The sequence below is a fragment of the Aeromonas ichthyocola genome (assembly GCF_046087985.1).
Taxonomy (GTDB): domain Bacteria; phylum Pseudomonadota; class Gammaproteobacteria; order Enterobacterales; family Aeromonadaceae; genus Aeromonas; species Aeromonas rivipollensis.
Genome location: NZ_JBJSWH010000004.1, coordinates 82,501 through 101,091, shown reverse-complemented (window position 1 = coordinate 101,091; position 18,591 = coordinate 82,501). Strand labels below are relative to the sequence as shown.

At 59.2% G+C, this 18,591-nt stretch carries 18 protein-coding genes, 2 rRNA genes and 1 pseudogene (1 of these 21 only partly in view); 8 read left to right on the top strand and 13 right to left on the bottom strand.

Annotated features, from left to right (window positions below):
* Nucleotides 1-20 precede the first annotated feature (20 nt).
* From ptsN to ACF2JD_RS12800, 8 genes are all read right to left on the bottom strand, one after another.
* Entirely contained in the window at nt 21-467 is a 447-nt protein-coding gene (ptsN, locus tag ACF2JD_RS12835; RefSeq protein ID WP_010675870.1) for a PTS IIA-like nitrogen regulatory protein PtsN, read from the bottom strand.
* 2 nt (nt 468-469) lie between these two features.
* Nucleotides 470-757, bottom strand: a complete 288-nt coding sequence (hpf, locus tag ACF2JD_RS12830) for a ribosome hibernation promoting factor (protein WP_005305957.1) — start codon at nt 755-757, stop codon at nt 470-472.
* Between the two features lie 20 nt (nt 758-777).
* The gene (locus ACF2JD_RS12825; protein WP_163155580.1) at nt 778-2,217 is read right to left on the bottom strand and encodes an RNA polymerase factor sigma-54; all 1,440 of its coding nucleotides are present in this window, start codon (nt 2,215-2,217) and stop codon (nt 778-780) included.
* Nucleotides 2,218-2,282: 65 nt separating this feature from the next.
* Complete coding sequence (lptB, locus tag ACF2JD_RS12820) at nt 2,283-3,008, bottom strand: LPS export ABC transporter ATP-binding protein (protein WP_440987558.1); 726 nt, start codon at nt 3,006-3,008, stop codon at nt 2,283-2,285.
* A gap of 12 nt (nt 3,009-3,020) precedes the next feature.
* Nucleotides 3,021-3,539 carry a lipopolysaccharide transport periplasmic protein LptA gene (lptA, locus tag ACF2JD_RS12815; protein ID WP_025328531.1) on the bottom strand — a complete coding sequence of 173 codons (519 nt, stop codon included), beginning with the start codon at nt 3,537-3,539 and terminating at the stop codon, nt 3,021-3,023.
* Nucleotides 3,526-4,086 carry an LPS export ABC transporter periplasmic protein LptC gene (gene lptC, locus ACF2JD_RS12810; protein ID WP_042649050.1) on the bottom strand — a complete coding sequence of 187 codons (561 nt, stop codon included), beginning with the start codon at nt 4,084-4,086 and terminating at the stop codon, nt 3,526-3,528. The genes lptA and lptC overlap by 14 nt, the downstream gene beginning before the upstream one ends.
* The gene (gene kdsC / locus ACF2JD_RS12805; RefSeq protein ID WP_168235948.1) at nt 4,083-4,637 is read right to left on the bottom strand and encodes a 3-deoxy-manno-octulosonate-8-phosphatase KdsC; all 555 of its coding nucleotides are present in this window, start codon (nt 4,635-4,637) and stop codon (nt 4,083-4,085) included. Before kdsC ends, lptC begins: the two co-directional genes overlap by 4 nt.
* A complete protein-coding gene (locus ACF2JD_RS12800) occupies nt 4,637-5,632 on the bottom strand; it encodes a KpsF/GutQ family sugar-phosphate isomerase (RefSeq protein ID WP_025328534.1) in 996 nt (331 codons plus the stop codon). Before ACF2JD_RS12800 ends, kdsC begins: the two co-directional genes overlap by 1 nt.
* A gap of 205 nt (nt 5,633-5,837) precedes the next feature.
* Between ACF2JD_RS12800 and mlaF the strand changes: the two genes are divergently transcribed.
* The 7 genes and pseudogenes from mlaF to murA all read left to right on the top strand — a co-directional run bounded on the left by mlaF (nt 5,838) and on the right by murA (nt 10,361).
* Nucleotides 5,838-6,638 carry a phospholipid ABC transporter ATP-binding protein MlaF gene (gene mlaF / locus ACF2JD_RS12795; protein WP_025328535.1) on the top strand — a complete coding sequence of 267 codons (801 nt, stop codon included), beginning with the start codon at nt 5,838-5,840 and terminating at the stop codon, nt 6,636-6,638.
* A complete protein-coding gene (gene mlaE / locus ACF2JD_RS12790) occupies nt 6,638-7,417 on the top strand; it encodes a lipid asymmetry maintenance ABC transporter permease subunit MlaE (RefSeq protein ID WP_440987557.1) in 780 nt (259 codons plus the stop codon). Before mlaF ends, mlaE begins: the two co-directional genes overlap by 1 nt.
* A 7-nt stretch (nt 7,418-7,424) precedes the next feature.
* Nucleotides 7,425-7,892: pseudogene (gene mlaD / locus ACF2JD_RS12785) on the top strand (outer membrane lipid asymmetry maintenance protein MlaD); the annotation flags it as partial.
* A gap of 34 nt (nt 7,893-7,926) precedes the next feature.
* Nucleotides 7,927-8,562 (top strand): phospholipid-binding protein MlaC, encoded by a 636-nt coding sequence (gene mlaC / locus ACF2JD_RS12780; protein ID WP_042649053.1) that lies wholly within the window; start codon nt 7,927-7,929, stop codon nt 8,560-8,562.
* On the top strand, nt 8,559-8,831 hold the full coding sequence (locus ACF2JD_RS12775) for an STAS domain-containing protein (protein WP_042649054.1): 273 nt from the start codon (nt 8,559-8,561) through the stop codon (nt 8,829-8,831). The genes mlaC and ACF2JD_RS12775 overlap by 4 nt, the downstream gene beginning before the upstream one ends.
* Entirely contained in the window at nt 8,831-9,088 is a 258-nt protein-coding gene (gene ibaG / locus ACF2JD_RS12770; RefSeq protein ID WP_033115468.1) for a BolA family iron metabolism protein IbaG, read from the top strand. Before ACF2JD_RS12775 ends, ibaG begins: the two co-directional genes overlap by 1 nt.
* A gap of 16 nt (nt 9,089-9,104) precedes the next feature.
* Complete coding sequence (gene murA, locus ACF2JD_RS12765) at nt 9,105-10,361, top strand: UDP-N-acetylglucosamine 1-carboxyvinyltransferase (RefSeq protein WP_106885623.1); 1,257 nt, start codon at nt 9,105-9,107, stop codon at nt 10,359-10,361.
* Between the two features lie 80 nt (nt 10,362-10,441).
* Here the strand turns inward: murA and pmbA are convergent, their stop codons facing one another.
* Entirely contained in the window at nt 10,442-11,785 is a 1,344-nt protein-coding gene (gene pmbA, locus ACF2JD_RS12760; RefSeq protein WP_106885622.1) for a metalloprotease PmbA, read from the bottom strand.
* A gap of 111 nt (nt 11,786-11,896) precedes the next feature.
* Here pmbA and yjgA point away from each other — a divergent pair, with 111 nt between their 5' ends.
* The gene (gene yjgA / locus ACF2JD_RS12755) at nt 11,897-12,421 is read left to right on the top strand and encodes a ribosome biogenesis factor YjgA (protein WP_106885621.1); all 525 of its coding nucleotides are present in this window, start codon (nt 11,897-11,899) and stop codon (nt 12,419-12,421) included.
* A gap of 79 nt (nt 12,422-12,500) precedes the next feature.
* On the opposite strand, the gene ACF2JD_RS12750 is transcribed toward yjgA, so the two are convergent.
* The 4 genes from ACF2JD_RS12750 to ACF2JD_RS12735 all read right to left on the bottom strand — a co-directional run.
* Nucleotides 12,501-15,584, bottom strand: a complete 3,084-nt coding sequence (locus tag ACF2JD_RS12750; protein ID WP_440987556.1) for a transglycosylase domain-containing protein — start codon at nt 15,582-15,584, stop codon at nt 12,501-12,503.
* A gap of 214 nt (nt 15,585-15,798) precedes the next feature.
* Nucleotides 15,799-16,116, bottom strand: coding sequence for a PTS system regulator TmaR (tmaR, locus tag ACF2JD_RS12745; RefSeq protein ID WP_025328544.1), 318 nt, complete (start codon nt 16,114-16,116; stop codon nt 15,799-15,801).
* A gap of 385 nt (nt 16,117-16,501) precedes the next feature.
* Nucleotides 16,502-16,616 (bottom strand): 5S ribosomal RNA (gene rrf, locus ACF2JD_RS12740).
* A 123-nt stretch (nt 16,617-16,739) separates the two neighbouring features.
* A 23S ribosomal RNA gene (locus ACF2JD_RS12735) occupies nt 16,740-18,591 on the bottom strand (it continues 1,038 nt past the right edge of the window).

Below are 18,591 nucleotides of genomic sequence, written 5' to 3'. Positions count from 1 at the left end.
TGGCGGTGTCAGACCCGGCATCAGGCCGAGGTCATGATCTGATAGAGTTCTTCGTCGCTGGTCGCCTGGCGCAACTGGCGGCAGACGGCCTTGTCACCCAGCTTGGATGCCATCAGGGAAAGGGTTTTGAGATGCTGCTTGCACTCGCTTTCCGGCACCAGCAATGCAAAGAGCAGGTCAACCGGTTGATTGTCGATAGAATCGAAAGGGATGGGTTCGGAGAAGGTCATCAGAACGGCCGTCGGCGCAAAGGCGTCGTCGATCCGGCCATGGGGAATGGCGATACCGGCACCGATCCCGGTACTGCCCATCTTTTCCCGCGCCAGCAGGCTTTCAAACAGCACCTGGCGGGAGGCGCCGAGGCGCTCTGCGGCCAGCTCACTGATGATCTCGAGGGCGCGTTTCTTGCTGGTACAAGGGACCGCACTCTTGGTGCAGTCCCGACTCAGTATGTGTTCAAGTTGCATAGTTATTTTTGATTTAACTTATCTTTGTGCTTGATGATCTGCCGATCCAGTTTATCCAGCAGGGTATCAATCGCCGCATACATGTCGGCATGCTGCGAATTGGCGAACACCTCACCACCGCTGACATGCAGCTTGGCTTCGGCGATCTGGTTCAGTTTTTCGACGCTCAACACCACATGTACGTTGTTGATATGGTCAAAGTGACGCTCGAGTTTGGCAAATTTGTTATTCACATAATCACGCAGAGCTTCGGTAATCTCGACATGGTGTCCGGTCAGGTTAATTTGCATAACGTCTTCCTTTTGTTTGCCTAAACCAGGCGTTTGCGCTGATTGGATGGCGGGATCAACAAGGATTCACGGTACTTTGCGATCGTGCGTCTCGCCACCATAATACCCTGTTCGGCCAGCAAATCCGCGATCTTGCTATCACTAAGCGGTTTGGCCGGGTTTTCGGCCGTCACCAGCTTCTTGATCAGGGCGCGAATTGCGGTCGATGAGCACTCTCCTCCTCCCTCCGTGTTGACATGACTGGAGAAAAAAAACTTCAGTTCAAAGATGCCACGGGGCGTATGCATGTACTTCTGGGTCGTCACCCGTGAAATCGTCGACTCGTGCATCTCCACCGCCTCGGCGATGTCGTTGAGTACCATGGGTTTCATGGCCTCTTCACCGTATTCGAAGAAGCCCTGCTGCTGCTCGACTATGCAGCTGGCCACCTTGAGCAGGGTGTCGTTGCGACTCTCCAGGCTCTTGATGAACCATTTGGCTTCCTGCAGATGGGAGCGGATGAACTGGGTATCCGTGCTGCTGCGGGCATTGCGTGCCATGGCCGCATAGGCCTCGTTGACACGGATGCGCGGCGCCGAATCCGGGTTGAGCTCAACCACCCACTTAGTCCCCTTCTTGACCACGGAGACGTCCGGGATCACGTATTGCGATTCACTCTGGATGATGCCATTGCCGGGTCTGGGCTCCAGCTGCTGGATGAGATCCAGCACCTCCTTGAGGTCGCTCTCCTTGAGCCGGGTCTTGCGTGCCAGGGTGCGGTAGTCGCGGTTGCCGAGCAGATCCATGTGCTCGCGGATCACCTCCCTTGCCTCATTGAGCCAGGGCAGATCCGGCGAGTACTGGCCAAGCTGGATCAGCAGACACTCCTGCACCGAGCGCGCGGCTATGCCAACCGGATCGAAATGCTGCACCCGCTTGAGCACGGCTTCCACTTCATCCAGTTCGACTTCTACCTCTTCGCTGCTGACTGCAGCCTGAATATCTTCGAGAGAGACGGTCAGGTAACCGGACTCATCGATGGCATCGATGATGGCGAGGGCGATGGCGGCATCCAGATCGCTGAATGGCGTCAGGCGCATCTGCCACAGCAGATAGTCCTGCAGGTTCTCGGTGGTTTCCCCCTGATAGACGCTGTCTTCCCCGTCATGGATGGGGCCGGCACTCTGGGCCGTACCGGCGGAGTAGACCTCATCCCAGGTGGTGTCCACCGGCAGTTCATCCGGCATATTGTCCTGCGCCATGGCGTCGCTGGAGTCGAGTTGACTGGCGTCCTGGGGCTCTATCGGGCTGGTTTCCTGCGCCTCATTCTCCTCCTGCTCCAGCAAGGGGTTATTATCGAGCGCTTGCTGAATTTCCTGCTGGAGTTCCAGGGTGGAGAGCTGGAGCAGACGAATCGCTTGTTGTAATTGTGGCGTCATGGTCAGTGACTGACCGAGACGCAACTGTAATGTCGGCTTCATCTACGTCGGGATATCCTTATGTTCAGCGAGGCAGTCACCTAACAAAAATGAGGGGTGCCCCCTTACTATAGACTGAATTGATCGCCCAAATAGACGCGCTTGACCTGCTCATCGGCGAGGATATCGGCCGGTGCCCCCTCGGCAATCATCTTGCCATGGCTGACGATGTAGGCCTTCTCGCACACATCCAGCGTCTCTCTGACGTTGTGATCCGTGATCAGCACGCCCAGCCCTCTTTCCTTCAGATGCTGGATGATCTTCTTGATGTCTATGACCGAAATAGGATCAACACCTGCAAAGGGTTCATCCAACAGGATGAATCGCGGCTCTGCCGCCAGCGCCCGGGCAATCTCGACCCGGCGTCGCTCCCCGCCAGACAGGCTCTGACCCAGGCTGTCGCGAATATGGGTGATGTTGAACTCTTCCAGCAACTGTTCGACCTTATCCTCACGCTCTTCGCGGCTCAACCCCTTGCGGGTCTGCATGACCCCCATCAGGTTGTCGAACACCGACAGACGCCGGAAGATGGAGGCCTCCTGGGGCAGATAACCGATGCCATTGCGGGCACGGAGATGCATGGGCTGCAGGCTGATGTCCTGCTCGTCGATAGTGATGAGACCCGCATCCCGCTGCACCAGGCCCACGATCATGTAGAAGGAGGTGGTCTTGCCGGCACCATTCGGGCCGAGCAGCCCCACTATCTGGCCGGTGCCCACTTCCAGACTCACGTCGCTGACCACCATGCGGCGCTTGTAGCTCTTCTGCAAACCCGTTGCTTTTAACACTGCCATGGCTTCTGTTTCCTACTTCTTCTGATCGGCGGGTTTGTCGAAGTTTTCTACCTGATCCGGCAGGAACACCGTCTTGACCCGCTGGGTGGGTCCCTTGCTCTCGGCGATCATCTTCTGTTTGACGATGTCGTAGCGGATGAGGTCGCCGGTGACCTGGCTGTCTTCCTGCTTGAGCTGACCGTTGCCCGTGATGGTGACCAGGCGGTTCTTCAGCTCGTAGCGAATGCTGTTGCCGTGGGCATTGACCGGCTTGCCATTGTCCAGGATCTGGAAGAAGGTGGCGGGATTGCCATAGGCTGTCATCACCTCGGCGCCCTTGTCGCCGGAGCGGATCACCACCACCTTGTCGGCCTTAATCTTGATGGTGCCCTGGGTGATGATCACGTCTTCGCTAAAGGTGATGCGGTTGTCCTGCATCTCGGCCACTTGCTTGACCGCATCCACATAGACCTTCTCGGCAAAGTCGGACTCTTTGGCGCTCACTGTACTGCACAGAAGCAGGGCCGCGAGGGCCAGATTAACGTTTTTCATTGAAATAAGTGGCATGGCCTTTATCCAGTAATTCGAAATATTTACGTTCCAGATGGCCCTTCAGGCCAACGCCCTCGGTCTGGAATTCCTGACCCACTATGCTGATGTGCTGGTTGCTTCTCACGTCCTGAGTCACCAGATCCAGCTCCAGATAAGGGGTATCCAGCGTGGAGATGAAAGACGCCGGCAGCAGGCCGTCCAGATGTACCTTGTCACGCAGTATCACGTTGTCATCTGTGTTGAGCACCCCAGTTTCGGCCGTGACTTTCCATTCGGCCTCCCCCTGCTCATCGAACATGTAGACCACCGGCTTGTCGAAGGTGGCCTGCTCGAGGATCTGGTAATACTCCGCATATTCGGACTCCAACCGCTCGGTCCGTTTGCCCTGCTCGTTGAAGCGGGTCGTGACCAGATTCTTGGCGGTGAAGTCCGGTTGATAGTTCTCTACCTTGGCAGCCGGTTCGGGCGCCAGCTCGATCTCGCCAAGCTGCCAGGCGGCGAGCGCCGCCAGAAACAGCAGGGCGAACAGAAACGTCTGCTTGTTCATACCGAGGCCTCGGGTTGGAAGTCGCCCAAGCCCTGCGCCTGCAGGATGAGATCACACACCTCGCGCACCGCGCCCACTCCGCCCCCCAGACGGGTCACCAGATCGGCACGAGCCAGCACCAGCGGATGGGCATCTGCCACTGCGATGCCGAGGCAGCAGGCCTGCATCACCGGCAGATCTATGGTGTCGTCCCCCATGTAGGCGGCCTGTTCCGGCGTCAGGCCCAGCTTGGCCAGCAGCGCCTCGAAGTGGGGCAGCTTCTGATCCGCCCCCTGCACCAGGTGCTGCACCCCCAGGCCCCTCATCCGATCGCTGACGATACGGGAGTTGCGCCCTGTGATGATGGCAATCTCGATGCCGGCGTTGAGCAGGGCACGCATGCCAGCACCGTCACGGGTGCAGAAGGTCTTCAGCTCTTCGCCGTTATTGCCCATATAGATGAAGCCATTGGAGAGCACCCCATCCACATCGCACACCAGCAGGCGGATCTGCGCCGCCTTCTCGTACTGGCTGCGCGTCACCGGACCATAGAGGGTCGGTACGTCTTGCATCAAATCACCCCGGCTCTCAGCAGGTCGTGCATGTTGAAGGCGCCAAGTGGCCGCCGCTCTTCATCCACCACCAGCAATCCGTTAATCTTTCTGGTTTCCATCAGTTTGACGGCCTCGGCCGCCATCATCTCAGGCCCTACGGTAACACAGTTGGCCGTCATTACGCGGCTGATCGGGGTGTGGTGAATGTCCACCTGCAGATCCAGGATCCGGCGCAAGTCACCGTCGGTAAACAGACCGGCCAGCAGCCCCTGCTCATCCACCACAGCCGTCATGCCGAGGCCCTTGCGGCTCACTTCCAGCAGCGCCTGGCTGATGGTGGCATCTATCCCCACCCGGGGCAACAGCTCGCCGCTGTGCATCAGGTCGCCGACCCGCAGCAACAGCCGCTTGCCCAGTGACCCGCCCGGGTGGGAGAGCGCGAAGTCATCGGCGGTAAAGCCACGCGCTTCCAGCAGGGCCACGGCCAGGGCGTCCCCCATTACCAGGGTCGCCGTGGTGCTGGAGGTCGGGGCCAGACCCAGCGGGCAGGCCTCTTTCTCCACCTTGATGCACAGGTGCACGTTGGCCTCCTTGGCCATGGTGGAGGCCGGGTTGCCGGTCATGCAGATGAGCGGAATGCCGCGACGCTTGAGCACCGGCAGCAGAGCGAGGATCTCGTCACTCTCGCCTGAGTTGGAGATGGCGATGATGAGGTCCCCGGCGGAGATCATCCCCAGATCCCCATGGCTGGCTTCGCCAGGGTGGAGGAAGAAGGCTGGCGTGCCTGTGCTGGCCAGGGTCGCGGCAATCTTGTTGCCGACATGACCCGACTTGCCCATGCCGGTGACCACTATCTTGCCGGCGCAACGCAGCACCATCTCGCAGGCGCGCTCGAAGGTCTCGTCGAGGTACTGGTAGAGCCCATCGATGGCTTGTTTTTCTATGTCCAGCACCGCACGGGCACTGCGACGAAAATCGAACAATTCAGACACTTTTTCAGGCTTTACAGACATAAAGGCACAGCTCCGGGCCGAAATTTGCTGCGGGATTATAAAAAAGTCTGCCGAGATAAGCGAATCGGATGCGGGACGCTCTGCCGCTGATGCAAGTTGTTACATAAAACTGTCGCGTATTTGGGGGCAAAGCCGCTCAATAGTTGTTCCTTGCTGTTGCTTAGACCTAGACTAGCCCATAAAATTCGCTCTTCATTTATACCGGATGGACAATTGTTTGAACGATGACCTGATCACCATCTCCGACCTGACCTTCAGTCACGGAGATAGGTTGCTGTACGACAGGATCAACCTGACCATTCCCCGTGGCAAGGTCACCGCCGTCATGGGCCCCAGCGGCATCGGCAAGACCACCTTGCTGCGCCTGATCGGTGGCCAGCTGAAGCCTGAGTCCGGTCATATTCTGTTTGACGGGGAAGACATCCCCACCCTCTCCCGCAGCCGTCTGTATGAAGTGCGCAAGCGGATGAGCATGCTGTTCCAGAGCGGCGCCCTGTTCACCGGCATGACGGTGTTCGACAACGTGGCCTTCCCGCTGCGGGAACACTCGGGTCTGCCGGAAGAGCTGATCCACACCATCGTCATGATGAAGTTGCAGGCGGTGGGTCTGCGTGGTGCCGCCCGCCTGATGCCCTCCGAGCTCTCCGGCGGCATGGCCCGTCGCGCAGCCCTGGCCAGATCCATAGCGCTGGATCCGGATCTCATCATGTATGACGAGCCCTTCGTCGGCCAGGATCCCATCACCATGGCGGTGCTGGTCAAGCTCATCAAGGAGCTCAACGATGCCCTCGGCATCACCTCCGTCATCGTCACCCACGATGTGAAGGAGGTGCTCAGCATCGCCGACTACGCCTACATCATCGCCAACCGCAGGGTGGTGGCACAGGGTACGCCGGAGCAACTTCGCGAGGAGCACAATCCCGAGGTCGAGCAGTTCCTCAAGGGATTGCCCGATGGTCCTGTTCCGTTTCATTTTCCGGCAGGCGACCTGCTACAGGATCTGTGATGTTCATAAGTCAGATAAGCAAGCTGGGGCGGAGCGGGGTGCGCTTCATCAGCGCCGTCGGCCGCGCCACCATCATGCTGTTTCACGCGTTGGCGGGCAAACCCGAGCCCCGCAAGCTCTTCCCCCTGCTGGTACAGCAGCTCTATGTGGTGGGGGTACAATCGGTCGCCATCATACTGGTGTCGGGTCTCTTCATCGGCATGGTGCTCTCCTTGCAGGGTTACAACGTACTGAAGGACTTCGGCGCCGAGCAGAGTCTGGGGCCTCTGGTCTCCCTCTCCCTGCTGCGGGAGCTGGGCCCTGTGGTCACCGCCCTGCTGTTTGCCGGTCGTGCGGGTTCGGCCCTCACCGCCGAGATCGGCCTGATGAAGGCCACCGAGCAGCTCTCCAGCCTGGAGATGATGGCGGTGGACCCGCTGCGCCGGGTAGTGGCGCCTCGCTTCTGGGCTGGCGTCATCAGCATGCCGCTGCTGGCCTTCATGTTCAGCCTGATCGGCATCTTCGGCGGCAAACTGGTCGGGGTCGACTGGCTGGGGGTGGATGAGGGCAGTTTCTGGTCTGCCATGCAAGCCTCCGTCGACTGGCAGGACGACATCATGCAAGGGGCCATCAAGAGTGTGATCTTCGCTCTGGTGGTGACCTGGATCGCGCTCTTCAATGGCTATGATGCCAAGCCGACCTCGGCCGGGATCAGTCAGGCGACGACCCGTACCGTGGTCCACTCATCCCTGGCCGTGCTCGGTCTGGATTTTATACTCACCGCAGTCATGTTTGGATAAGGGAAAGATGAAGTTCAGCAAAGTAGAATTCCTGGTCGGTGCCTTCATGCTGGCTGGCATCGCAGCCATTCTGGCGTTGGCACTGCAAGTGGCGGGATTGAGTTTCAAACCGGAAGGAGAAACCTATACCCTGCGCGCCCATTTCGATAATATCGGCGGCCTGAAAGTGCGCTCGCCGGTCAAGGTCGGCGGCGTCGTCGTCGGTCGAGTCAGCGACATCACGCTGGATGCCAAGAGCCAGGTGCCCATCGTTTCCCTGCAGATGCAAAAGAGTGCCGGCGAGTTCTCAGAAACCAGCACCCTCTCCATCCTGACCTCGGGTCTGCTGGGCGAGCAGTATGTCGGCCTGGCACCGGGTTTCACCGATGAAGAGATGGGCACCAGCATGCTCAAGGATGGCGACATGATCGAAGACACCAAGTCTGCCATAGTGCTGGAAGACCTGATTGGCAAGTTCCTCTACAGCCAGTCTTCCCCGGCCACCGATACGCCAGCAACAAGGAGTAACCATGTTCAAGAAGATCGCCCTGCTGCTGGGTCTGATGACCAGCATGCTGTTTTCCGTCTCCGCCCTGGCAGCAGTCAATGCCGCCGACCCCTATGCCCTGGTGGATCAGGCAGCCCAGCAGACCTTCGCCCGCCTGAAGGCGGACAAGTCCCAGGTCAAGAGCAACCCGGATCACCTGCGGGTGATCATCCGCGAAGAGCTGCTGCCCTATGTGGACAACCGCTTCGCCGCCTACAAGGTGCTTGGCAACCAGATCAAGGAAACCACCCCGGCCCAGCGCGATGCCTTCGTCCAGGTGTTCACCGAGTACATGGTGAGCTCCTACGCCGATGCCCTGGCCCATTTCGACAAGCAGACCGTCAAGGTCCAGCCGGGCAAGGCGCCCGGTGACAGCAACATCACCGCCGTCAACGTCAGCGTGAAAGAGGCCGGCAAACCGGACATCTTCCTCGAGTTCAAGCTGCGCAAGAACAACAAGACAGGTGAATGGAAGGCCTTCGACATGGTTGCCGAAGGGATCAGCCTGCTCTCCGCCAAGCAGAGCGAGCTCGGTGGCCTCATTCGCCAGAACGGCATAGATGCGGTGATAGCCCAGTTGCGCGAGCACAATGCCAAGCCACTGGTGCTCAAGTCATGACACTCCAGGGGGAGCTGCAGGCACCGCAGGTCAACGCCCTGTGGCAACGGCGATCCGAGTGGTGGCAAGATGATGCGCTCGATATGAGCGGGGTCACCACCCTGGATTCCGCCGGCCTGGCCCTGCTGGTCAAGTGGGCCAAAGCCACCCTGACACGGGGGGCCACGCCGCAACTGGTTGGCGCCTCCACTGATTTTTATACCCTGGCCAAGCTGTACGGTGTGGCCAGTCTGTTTCAACCCACCCCGCCCAACACCGAGGACGCATAATGCAAGTCTCTGAAATTGAAGCGATACTCCTTGAGGCCTTGCCATTGTCCGAAGTCCATGTCAAAGGCGACGGCAGTCACTATCAGGTGATTGCGGTCGGCGACATGTTTGACGGCATGAGCCGGGTCAAGAAGCAGCAGGCCATCTATGCCCCGCTGATGGACAAGATCGCCAGCAACGCCATCCACGCCCTCTCCATCAAGGCCTTTACCGATGCCGAATGGAAGCGCGAACGTAAATTCCTAATGCCCTCCTGATTTGGTATCTAAGTAAATGGACAAATTCAAGATCACCGGCCCCTGCACCCTCTCCGGTGAAGTGACCATCTCCGGCGCCAAAAACGCCGCCCTGCCGATCCTGTTCGCCACCCTGCTGTGCGACGAGGAGATCCAGCTCTCGAACGTGCCGCGCCTCAAAGACGTAGGCACTACCCTCAAGCTGCTGGAGATGCTGGGTGCCAGCACCAAGGTCAACGGCAACGTGACCGTGCTGACCGGCGCCGTGAACAACCACGTCGCCCCCTACGAGCTGGTGAAGACCATGCGCGCCTCCATACTGGCGCTGGGCCCACTGGCCGCTCGTTTCGGCGCGGCTGACGTCTCCCTGCCCGGTGGCTGCGCCATCGGTGCCCGCCCGGTCAACCTGCACGTTCACGGCCTCGAGCTGATGGGCGCCAAGATCGCCATCGAAGATGGCTACATCAAGGCCCGTGTCGACGGTCGCCTCAAGGGTGCCCACATCCTGATGGACATGATCTCCGTCACCGGCACCGAGAACCTGATGATGGCCGCCACCCTGGCGGACGGTCGCACCGTGATCGAAAACGCCGCTCGTGAGCCGGAAGTGGTCGATCTCGCCAACTTCCTCAACGCCCTGGGCGCCAAGATCCAGGGTGCGGGCACCGACACCCTGACCATAGACGGGGTCGAGCGTCTGCACGGCGGCAGCTACAGCGTGCAGCCAGACCGTATCGAAACCGGTACCTTCCTGGTGGGTGCCGCCGTCACCGGGGGCAAGATCACCTGCCGCAAGACCGACCCTTCCCTGCTGGAAGCCGTCCTCGTCAAGCTGGAAGAGGCCGGTGCGCTCATCGAGAAGGGGGAAGACTGGATCTCCCTCGACATGACGGGTCGCACCCTCAAGCCGGTCACCATCAAGACGGCCCCCTACCCGGCCTTCCCGACCGACATGCAGGCGCAGTTCACCGTACTGAACGCCGTGGCCAAGGGCACCGGCATGGTCACCGAGACCATCTTCGAGAACCGCTTCATGCACGTGCCCGAGCTGGTACGTATGGGTGCTGACATCGAACTGCAGGGTAACGTGGCAATCTGCCGCGACACCGAACAACTCAAGGGTGCCCAGGTGATGGCAACCGATCTGCGCGCCTCCGCCAGCCTGGTCCTCGCCGGCTTCGTGGCCGAGGGCACCACCATGGTCGAGCGCATCTATCACATCGACCGTGGCTATGAAGACATAGAGCACAAGCTGCAAGGCCTGGGCGGCTGCATAGAGCGCATCAAGGAGTGATCATCACCCCTTGCCGATGAGCACTAAAAAGGCCCCCTCGCCAGGCGAGGGGGCCTTTTTCATTTCCGGAGTCTGGCGGCTTAGTGCCCCGCCAGCTTCATCTGCTCGACCAGCACAGAGCCCGTCTTGAGGCTGGAGCGCTCGTCTTCGTCGTTCCCCACCGCCACCAGGGTGCTGAACATGTCGGCCAGGTTGCCGGCTATGGTGATCTCCTCAACCGGATAGAGGATCTCGCCATTTTCCACCCAGAAACCGGCGGCGCCGCGGGAGTAGTCACCATTGACGATGTTGACCCCCTGCCCCATCAGCTCGGTCACCAGCAGGCCGGTACCCATCTCTTTGAGCATGCCCTGGAAATCCTGGCCGGTATTGGAAACCTGCCAGTTATGGATGCCACCGGCGTGACCCGTGGTGGTCAGCCCCAGCTTGCGTGCCGAGTAGGAGGTGAGCAGCCAGCTCATCAGCTCGCCGTTGCGGACTATGTCCATGTCGCGGGTGCGTACCCCTTCACCGTCGAAGGGGGTACTGGCAAGCCCCCCCAGCAGGTGTGGAAACTCCTGAATGCTGAGCCACTCGGGCAGTATCTGCTTGCCCAGTTTATCCAGCAGGAAGCTCGACTTGCGATAGAGGTTGCCGCCGCTGATGGCCATCACCAGATGGCCCCACAGGCCGGCGGCGGTGTCGGGATGAAACAGCACGGGGGCGTGGCGGGTGCTGATCTTGCGGGCCCCCAGACGGGAGACGGTGCGCTCCACCGCCTCGTCGGCGATCCGCTGCGGGGTCCAGAGGCCTGAGAGGGCGCGGCTGGAGGAGTAGCCATAGTCGCGCTGCATGTCCCCATCCTGCTCGCCGATCAGCACGCAGCTCAGGGAGTTGCGCGACGCCGCATAGCCTTTGACGAAGCCATGGCTGTTGCCATAGACCTTGACCCCCAGATGGCTTGAAAAGCTGGCTCCGTCGGAGTGCTTGATACGGGCATCACGTCCCAGGGCCAGCCGCTCGCACTCGATGGCCAGCTCGATGCCACGCTGGGGATCCAGCTCGATGGAGTGACAGAGTTGCAGATCCGGGGCATCCCAGGCCAGCAGTTCGGCATCCGCCAGGCCGGCATATTCATCGGGGGAGGTGTGGCGGGCAATCTCCATGGCCGCTTCGACGGCGGCGCGGATGGCAGGCTTGCCGAGATCCGTGGTCGAAGAAGATCCCTTGCAGCCATTGCGATAGACGGCGATGCCGAGCGCTCCATCCTTGTTGAACTCGATGCTTTCCAGCTCACAGCCCCGGGTATTCACCGACAGCCCTGTCTGCTTGCTGATGGAGACTTCCGCAAGCCCGGCACCCAGCCCCTTGGCTATCTCCAGGGCCTCGGCGACCACCGCCTCGAGATGGGCTTGATCCTGGCGGATTTGATCTTGCTGGTCCATAACTCACATCTGTATGAAGGAAGGAAAGGGGCTAAGCATATCAGACCCCTGCGCCCAGCGGGAGAAGCTGGTAACATATCCCCCAACGCGAATGACAGGAATCAGAGACCGATGAGTCAGTATCAAGACGACAACGAATTGGACGATTGGGGTCCAAGCAAGAGCCAGCTCAAGCGCGACGCCGAGGCACTGCAGAAACTGGGGGCCGAGATCGTCTCCCTGAGCCACAGCGAGCTGGAACGGATCCCGCTGGATGAAGAGTTAGCCGAAGCCGTCGAGCTGGGCCGCAAGCTCAAACCCAAGAAGGACGAATCCTTCCGCCGCCACCTGCAGTTCATCGGCCGCCTGATGCGCAGCCGGGATATAGAGCAGATCGAGGAAGCCCTCTCCATCATCAAGATGCGTCACTCCACCGTGAATGCCCGCCTGCACCGGCTGGAGCAGTGGCGTGAGCGCCTGATCACCGAGGGTGACAGCGCCCTCAACGAACTGATGTCCCAGTTCCACGAGCTGGATCGCCAGAAGCTGCGTCAGCTGATCCGCACCGCCAACAAGGAGCGGGAGCTGAACAAGCCGCCGGTGGCCTATCGCGAGATGTACCAGTACCTGCGCGGTGAGATAGAACATCTGCTGTAAGTCATGATGCCGGCGCGGGACACCTGTCGCCGACAGAAACAAAAACGGGGCCAAGTTGGCCCCGTTTTTTTATGCGCCGTCAGCTGCCCGGCAAACACTGGGTGTGAGTGCCCGGTTGCAGATAGGGCACCAGCAAGGGCGCCATCCCCTTGAGGACCTGTACCGGCAGTGCCGAGGTGAAGCGGAACTTGTCGGACTGGCTGCCAGGCACATAGGCCGTCAGGGTGCCGAAGTGATCATCCCCTATGTAGAAGACAAAGGTCGCGGTCCGGTTGCGTGCCAGCGAGCTGGTGACATTGCCGTAGCGACCGACAGTCTCGATCCTGTTGTCGCCCGTCCCCGTCTTGCCCCCCAACGACAGCACTGTGCCATCCTGCAAGGCAAAGGCACCGGCGATGCGCCGTGCCGTGCCGCCTTCCACCACCTTGGACAGGGCATTGCGCAGGGCGGTGGCCACCTCGGCGGGCATCACCCGCACACCCTGGGTGTTGGCCGGTTCGAACGCGGTAGCGAAGGGCGTGTCCTTGGCAAAGGAGAGATGCTCGATCCGCAGGGTCGGTGCCCGCATGCCGCCGTTCTGGATGATCCCCATCAACTCCGCCAGGGCAGCGGGTCTGTCACCCGAGCTGCCCAGGGCGGTCGCCAGGGAGGGAACCAGGTGATCAAACGGATAGCCCAGGCGTGCCCAGCGCTGATGGATGTCGAGGAAGGCCTCGACTTCCAGCATGGTGCGGATCCGGCTATCCCGGGCGCTGCGATGGCGGGTCTTGAACAGCCAGCTGTAGACCTCCTGACGCTCATCCCGGCTGGCCGCAACCGCGTCGGCGAAGGTAGCCTTGTCAAACTCCCTGAGATAGGAGAGCAGCCACAGCTCCAGCGGGTGGACGCGGGCGATATAGCCTTGATCCGGCAGTGAATACTTACCAGGACCATAGCTGGTATAGAGCTGCTCGACTCGCTTGTTGCTCAGCTTGTCCCGCGGCAGGCGCTTCGCCAGGAAGGCTGCAAAGTCGGCCTGTGACGCTTCCGGCATCAGGTAGCGATGCACGGCCGCGAGACGCACCGCGCTCGGCTTGAGGCCGTCGAGGAAGGTATCGAGCTGCTCATCCGTGGTCTTGCCGCGATATTTGCGCCAGAAGCGCAGCAGATAGGTCTGGCCCTCCTTGTCGGCAAACTTGGCCAGATACTCGGTACGACGGGGATCCTTGTCATCCTTGAGCAATTGGGCGCGGTTGCCTTCCTTGTAGAGGCTGTAGCGCACTATGTCCCGCATCAGCCGCACGAAGGGCAGGTTGATGGATTCACGCAAGGCGTCGCGGATAGGCGGAATGCGGCCATTGTCTTCCTTGCGGAAGTTGTTGAAGGTATGCATGCCGCCGCCGGTGAAGAAGCCCTCGTAGGGGCTGGCGGAGTATTTGCGATCCAGCGCCGCCTCCAGCATCACGGGCAGGCTCTTGTCCTTGGCACTCATCAGGTAGGCAATGGCCCAACGGCTGATGTTGTCCTGATCGGAGACCTCTATCTTGCGCAGGCTCTCGGTCGGCATGTTCCCGTAGCTGTCATGCAGCTCGGTCACTATCTCCAGATAGGTGGTCAGCACCCGCAGCTTGGCGGTAGAGCCCAGCTCCAGCTTGCTGCCCTCGTTGATGTCGAACGGCTGATCCGTGTTGTCGGTCTGCACCCGCACCTTGACCCCTTCCGGCGTCTTCTCGAACAGGGTGAAGCTGTATTTCACGTCCCCCGTCTTCTCCGGCGAGAGCAGGCGCTCACCAAACAGCCCGACCTGGGCGGCGAATGTGGGATCCGCCAACTGCTGCAGATAACGAGAGACGTCATTTTGCAGCGGCATGTTGAGGGTCGTATCCGCCGTCAGATCCATGCGGTCCAGATCATAGAGCTGAACCCCGAGCTGGCGGCTGAGGCGGGTGCGCGCGACCTGCAACCCCTTGTTGTTATTGACCCGGGTGATCGCCGGCGCCTGCAGGAAGTCGCGGAACGCAAGCTTGGCCTTGAGTGCCGACTCCATCAGGGGCGGCGTGATCATGCCCTCCTGCACGAACAGACGCAGGTAGCTGTCAGTCAGGGTCGACAGCGCCTCCCGTCCCTGGGCCAGATAGTAGGAGGGGCGACGGTGGGCAATCATCAGGGAGACGACCTGGCGCAGCGCCAGCCCCTGCTCGGCCAGGGTGGCATCCTGATTGCGAGCGGGATCCAGCAGGCGATTCACCTCATCCACATCGGCACCAAACCAGACCCAGAGACCATCCCCCAGGCCGTGCACCTCGCCATAGCCCGGGGCAGCGGAGAGCGGTACCGAGTTGAGATAGGCCCAGGCCACCAGTTTGCGTGCTTCCAGGGTTTCTGGCCCCAATCGATAGGCCCGCACGCTGGCTGAGGCCATCTGGCGGATCTTCTCGGTGGGGGACAGAGTCAAACCATCAGGGGAGTGACGATACTTCTCCACCTGGGTCGCCAGCGTACTGCCGCCGGCGGATTGATCCTGCATGTCCAGCGCCTTGCCCACCTGGGACAGTGCAGCCTTGGCGAAACGGGGCCAGTCTACAGCCGGGTTGGCCAGCGGCTGCTCGTTGCTCAGCAGCTCCCGGTTCTCGATAAACAGCAGCGACTGTATGACCAGAGGAGGTATGGAGTTGAAATCAGGGTAGTAATGGGTCGGGTACTTGTATTGATAGAAAGGCTCGGCACGGCAGTCGTGCAGAGTCAGCCCCGCCTGCACCTTCTCGGTATAGGGGACGAAGAAACCATGGCTGGCGTAGTTGTAGAGCGCATCGGAAAAACGCACCTGCTCGCTCACCTGATAGCCACGCTGGATGAGGCGCTCCTGGATCATGGGCATCAGCACATAACCGAGTCGCTTGTCGAAGGGGCCATCATCCGGGAAGGTGATCTGCTTGCTGGGACCGGGTTCCAGCTCATAAGTCAGCTTGGCGGCATAACGGGAGATCTCCTGCGACTGCAATCGGGAGGTCTTCATTTCATAACCGACCAGGGCGATCACGGCAGCCAGGCAAAGCAAAAAGATGAAACAGAACAACCAGCGCCACCAGGGGCGACGCTTGCGCTGATATTGCCCGTCCGCATGCGGTACGGATGAATCCTGAGATGCCACTTTGTTCGAATCCGTCTGTTTTGATGCGCCCATATCAGCCCCACCATGGTTGCGCAATTTATTGTCTTTCAATCAAGCTTAGTCGTTTCAAGTCAAGGGCTTGAAAACTATTGACCGCTTTGCAGCGATGTTAACAGGGCGATTGTAAAAATGGGAGCCGATTGTTGCAGTACGGCGAGAGATCCGAGCTGCGGAGTGGAAATGAAACACCGGCTGGAAGCCGGTGTTCGAGAATGGCGATGTGGGCTTACTTGCTGGTACTCATGCCCTTGAGCTTGGTGCTCAGCTCTTTGCGCTCCTTGGAAAGCTCGGCATTCTTGATGATGTGATCATCAACACGCTCTTCGTAATCGGTGCGCATGTTGGCGATGATGGCCTGCACCTCATCGATGCTCATGCCGGGCTTGATATAGTCGCTCAGGTTGTCGAGCAACAGCACCCGCTTCTGGTTGTCACGGATCTTCTTCTCGTTGTCCGCGATTTCACGCTTGAGCTTGTTCTGACGACGGGACATACGCACATATTCCAACACATCGCTGAAAGTAGACTTGTTTACTTGTTCCATATCGGTACCACTGACTGAAGGTGAATGAAAACGGGTGGGATGCTCTCATACCAGATGGAGACGCAAAGGCATGGTATGGGCCAACCCGGAATGCCCTTTACTCTACCGAGTTATGATGCAGATACAACCCCAATTGCAGGCCCGACGCCGGCTTTCAGCAGGATAGCGCCGCGTGAGGAATCAAATGGAAAACCGGTGAGAGTGCAGAACCAGGCGTGGCGGCAGACGAAGCCTCGGAAGCCGGAGGTCATGAGCACCAACTGGTGATGATACTGGTGAACTCAAGGAATAATCAGACGAGATCTCGGCAGGCAGCGGCAGGTTCTGGAGAAATATCAGGCAATAAAAAAACCCCGCTCAATGAGCGGGGTTTCTTGTATTGGGTGCCTGGCAGTGTCCTACTCTCGCATGGCGAATGCCACACTACCATCGGCGCTACCGCGTTTCACTTCTGAGTTCGGCATGGGATCAGGTGGTTCCACGGCGCTATGGCCGCCAGGCAAAAAACTTCATCCGGAAAGCTGACGTGAATAACGAGGTTGCCCGTAGGCTTTGTCGCTATCACTGAATTTGTAAGTAGTCTCGCACTTGCTACAAGCCTTAGAACACTTCTTGGGTGTTGTATGGTTAAGCCTCACGGGTAATTAGTATGGGTTAGCTCAACACGTCGCCGCGCTTACACACCCCACCTATCAACGTTGTGGTCTCCAACGGCCCTTTAGGACCCTCAAGGGGTCAGGGATGACTCATCTCAGGGCTCGCTTCCCGCTTAGATGCTTTCAGCGGTTATCGATTCCGAACTTAGCTACCGGGCAGTGCCACTGGCGTGACAACCCGAACACCAGAGGTTCGTTCACTCCGGTCCTCTCGTACTAGGAGCAACTCCCTTCAATCATCCAACGCCCACGGCAGATAGGGACCGAACTGTCTCACGACGTTCTGAACCCAGCTCGCGTACCACTTTAAATGGCGAACAGCCATACCCTTGGGACCGACTTCAGCCCCAGGATGTGATGAGCCGACATCGAGGTGCCAAACACCGCCGTCGATATGAACTCTTGGGCGGTATCAGCCTGTTATCCCCGGAGTACCTTTTATCCGTTGAGCGATGGCCCTTCCATTCAGAACCACCGGATCACTATGACCTACTTTCGTACCTGCTCGACCTGTCCGTCTCGCAGTTAAGCTGGCTTATGCCATTGCACTAACCTCCTGATGTCCGACCAGGATTAGCCAACCTTCGTGCTCCTCCGTTACTCTTTGGGAGGAGACCGCCCCAGTCAAACTACCCACCAGGCACTGTCCGCGAGCCCGATTCAGGGCCCTGCGTTAGAACATCAAACATACAAGGGTGGTATTTCAAGGACGGCTCCAGCGCAACTGGCGTCACGCCTTCAAAGCCTCCCACCTATCCTACACATGTAGGTTCAATGTTCAGTGCCAAGCTGTAGTAAAGGTTCACGGGGTCTTTCCGTCTAGCCGCGGGTACACCGCATCTTCACGGCGAATTCGATTTCACTGAGTCTCGGGTGGAGACAGCATGGCCATGGTTACACCATTCGTGCAGGTCGGAACTTACCCGACAAGGAATTTCGCTACCTTAGGACCGTTATAGTTACGGCCGCCGTTTACCGGGGCTTCGATCAAGAGCTTCGCTTGCGCTAACCCCATCAATTAACCTTCCGGCACCGGGCAGGTGTCACACCCTATACGTCCACTTTCGTGTTTGCAGAGTGCTGTGTTTTTGATAAACAGTCCCAGCCATCTGGTCACTGCGACTCCCAACTGCTCCATCCGCAAGGGACTTCACTGTCAAGAGCGAACCTTCTCCCGAAGTTACGGTTCTATTTTGCCTAGTTCCTTCACCCGAGTTCTCTCAAGCGCCTTGGTATTCTCTACCCGACCACCTGTGTCGGTTTGGGGTACGATGACTTGTAATCTGAAGCTTAGAGGCTTTTCCTGGAAGCAGGGCATCAATGGCTTCACCACCGTAGTGGCTTCGTCTCGTGTCTCAGTGTTGTGTCTCCGGATTTGCCTAGAAACACCACCTACGCACTTTCACCAGGACAACCGTCGCCTGGCCCACCTAGCCTTCTCCGTCCCCCCATCGCAATTACAAGTCGTGCAGGAATATTAACCTGCTTCCCATCGATTACGCCTTTCGGCCTCACCTTAGGGGTCGACTCACCCTGCCCCGATTAACGTTGGACAGGAACCCTTGGTCTTCCGGCGAGGAGGCTTTTCACCCCCTTTATCGTTACTTACGTCAGCATTCGCACTTCTGATATCTCCAGCATGCCTCTCGATACACCTTCGCAGACTTACAGAACGCTCCCCTACCACTCACACATACGTGTGAATCCGCGGCTTCGGTGCCTGGTTTGAGCCCCGTTACATCTTCCGCGCAGGCCGACTCGACTAGTGAGCTATTACGCTTTCTTTAAATGATGGCTGCTTCTAAGCCAACATCCTAGC

What these genes read in the sequence shown, in the direction of transcription:
- ptsN (WP_010675870.1), bottom strand. Translation starts at nt 467, where the DNA reads ATGCAACTTGAACACATACTGAGTCGGGACTGCACCAAGAGTGCGGTC.
- hpf (WP_005305957.1), bottom strand. Translation starts at nt 757, where the DNA reads ATGCAAATTAACCTGACCGGACACCATGTCGAGATTACCGAAGCTCTG.
- ACF2JD_RS12825 (WP_163155580.1), bottom strand. Translation starts at nt 2,217, where the DNA reads ATGAAGCCGACATTACAGTTGCGTCTCGGTCAGTCACTGACCATGACG.
- lptB (WP_440987558.1), bottom strand. Translation starts at nt 3,008, where the DNA reads ATGGCAGTGTTAAAAGCAACGGGTTTGCAGAAGAGCTACAAGCGCCGC.
- lptA (WP_025328531.1), bottom strand. Translation starts at nt 3,539, where the DNA reads ATGAAAAACGTTAATCTGGCCCTCGCGGCCCTGCTTCTGTGCAGTACA.
- lptC (WP_042649050.1), bottom strand. Translation starts at nt 4,086, where the DNA reads ATGAACAAGCAGACGTTTCTGTTCGCCCTGCTGTTTCTGGCGGCGCTC.
- kdsC (WP_168235948.1), bottom strand. Translation starts at nt 4,637, where the DNA reads ATGCAAGACGTACCGACCCTCTATGGTCCGGTGACGCGCAGCCAGTAC.
- ACF2JD_RS12800 (WP_025328534.1), bottom strand. Translation starts at nt 5,632, where the DNA reads ATGTCTGTAAAGCCTGAAAAAGTGTCTGAATTGTTCGATTTTCGTCGC.
- mlaF (WP_025328535.1), top strand. Translation starts at nt 5,838, where the DNA reads ATGGACAATTGTTTGAACGATGACCTGATCACCATCTCCGACCTGACC.
- mlaE (WP_440987557.1), top strand. Translation starts at nt 6,638, where the DNA reads ATGTTCATAAGTCAGATAAGCAAGCTGGGGCGGAGCGGGGTGCGCTTC.
- mlaC (WP_042649053.1), top strand. Translation starts at nt 7,927, where the DNA reads ATGTTCAAGAAGATCGCCCTGCTGCTGGGTCTGATGACCAGCATGCTG.
- ACF2JD_RS12775 (WP_042649054.1), top strand. Translation starts at nt 8,559, where the DNA reads ATGACACTCCAGGGGGAGCTGCAGGCACCGCAGGTCAACGCCCTGTGG.
- ibaG (WP_033115468.1), top strand. Translation starts at nt 8,831, where the DNA reads ATGCAAGTCTCTGAAATTGAAGCGATACTCCTTGAGGCCTTGCCATTG.
- murA (WP_106885623.1), top strand. Translation starts at nt 9,105, where the DNA reads ATGGACAAATTCAAGATCACCGGCCCCTGCACCCTCTCCGGTGAAGTG.
- pmbA (WP_106885622.1), bottom strand. Translation starts at nt 11,785, where the DNA reads ATGGACCAGCAAGATCAAATCCGCCAGGATCAAGCCCATCTCGAGGCG.
- yjgA (WP_106885621.1), top strand. Translation starts at nt 11,897, where the DNA reads ATGAGTCAGTATCAAGACGACAACGAATTGGACGATTGGGGTCCAAGC.
- ACF2JD_RS12750 (WP_440987556.1), bottom strand. Translation starts at nt 15,584, where the DNA reads ATGGGCGCATCAAAACAGACGGATTCGAACAAAGTGGCATCTCAGGAT.
- tmaR (WP_025328544.1), bottom strand. Translation starts at nt 16,116, where the DNA reads ATGGAACAAGTAAACAAGTCTACTTTCAGCGATGTGTTGGAATATGTG.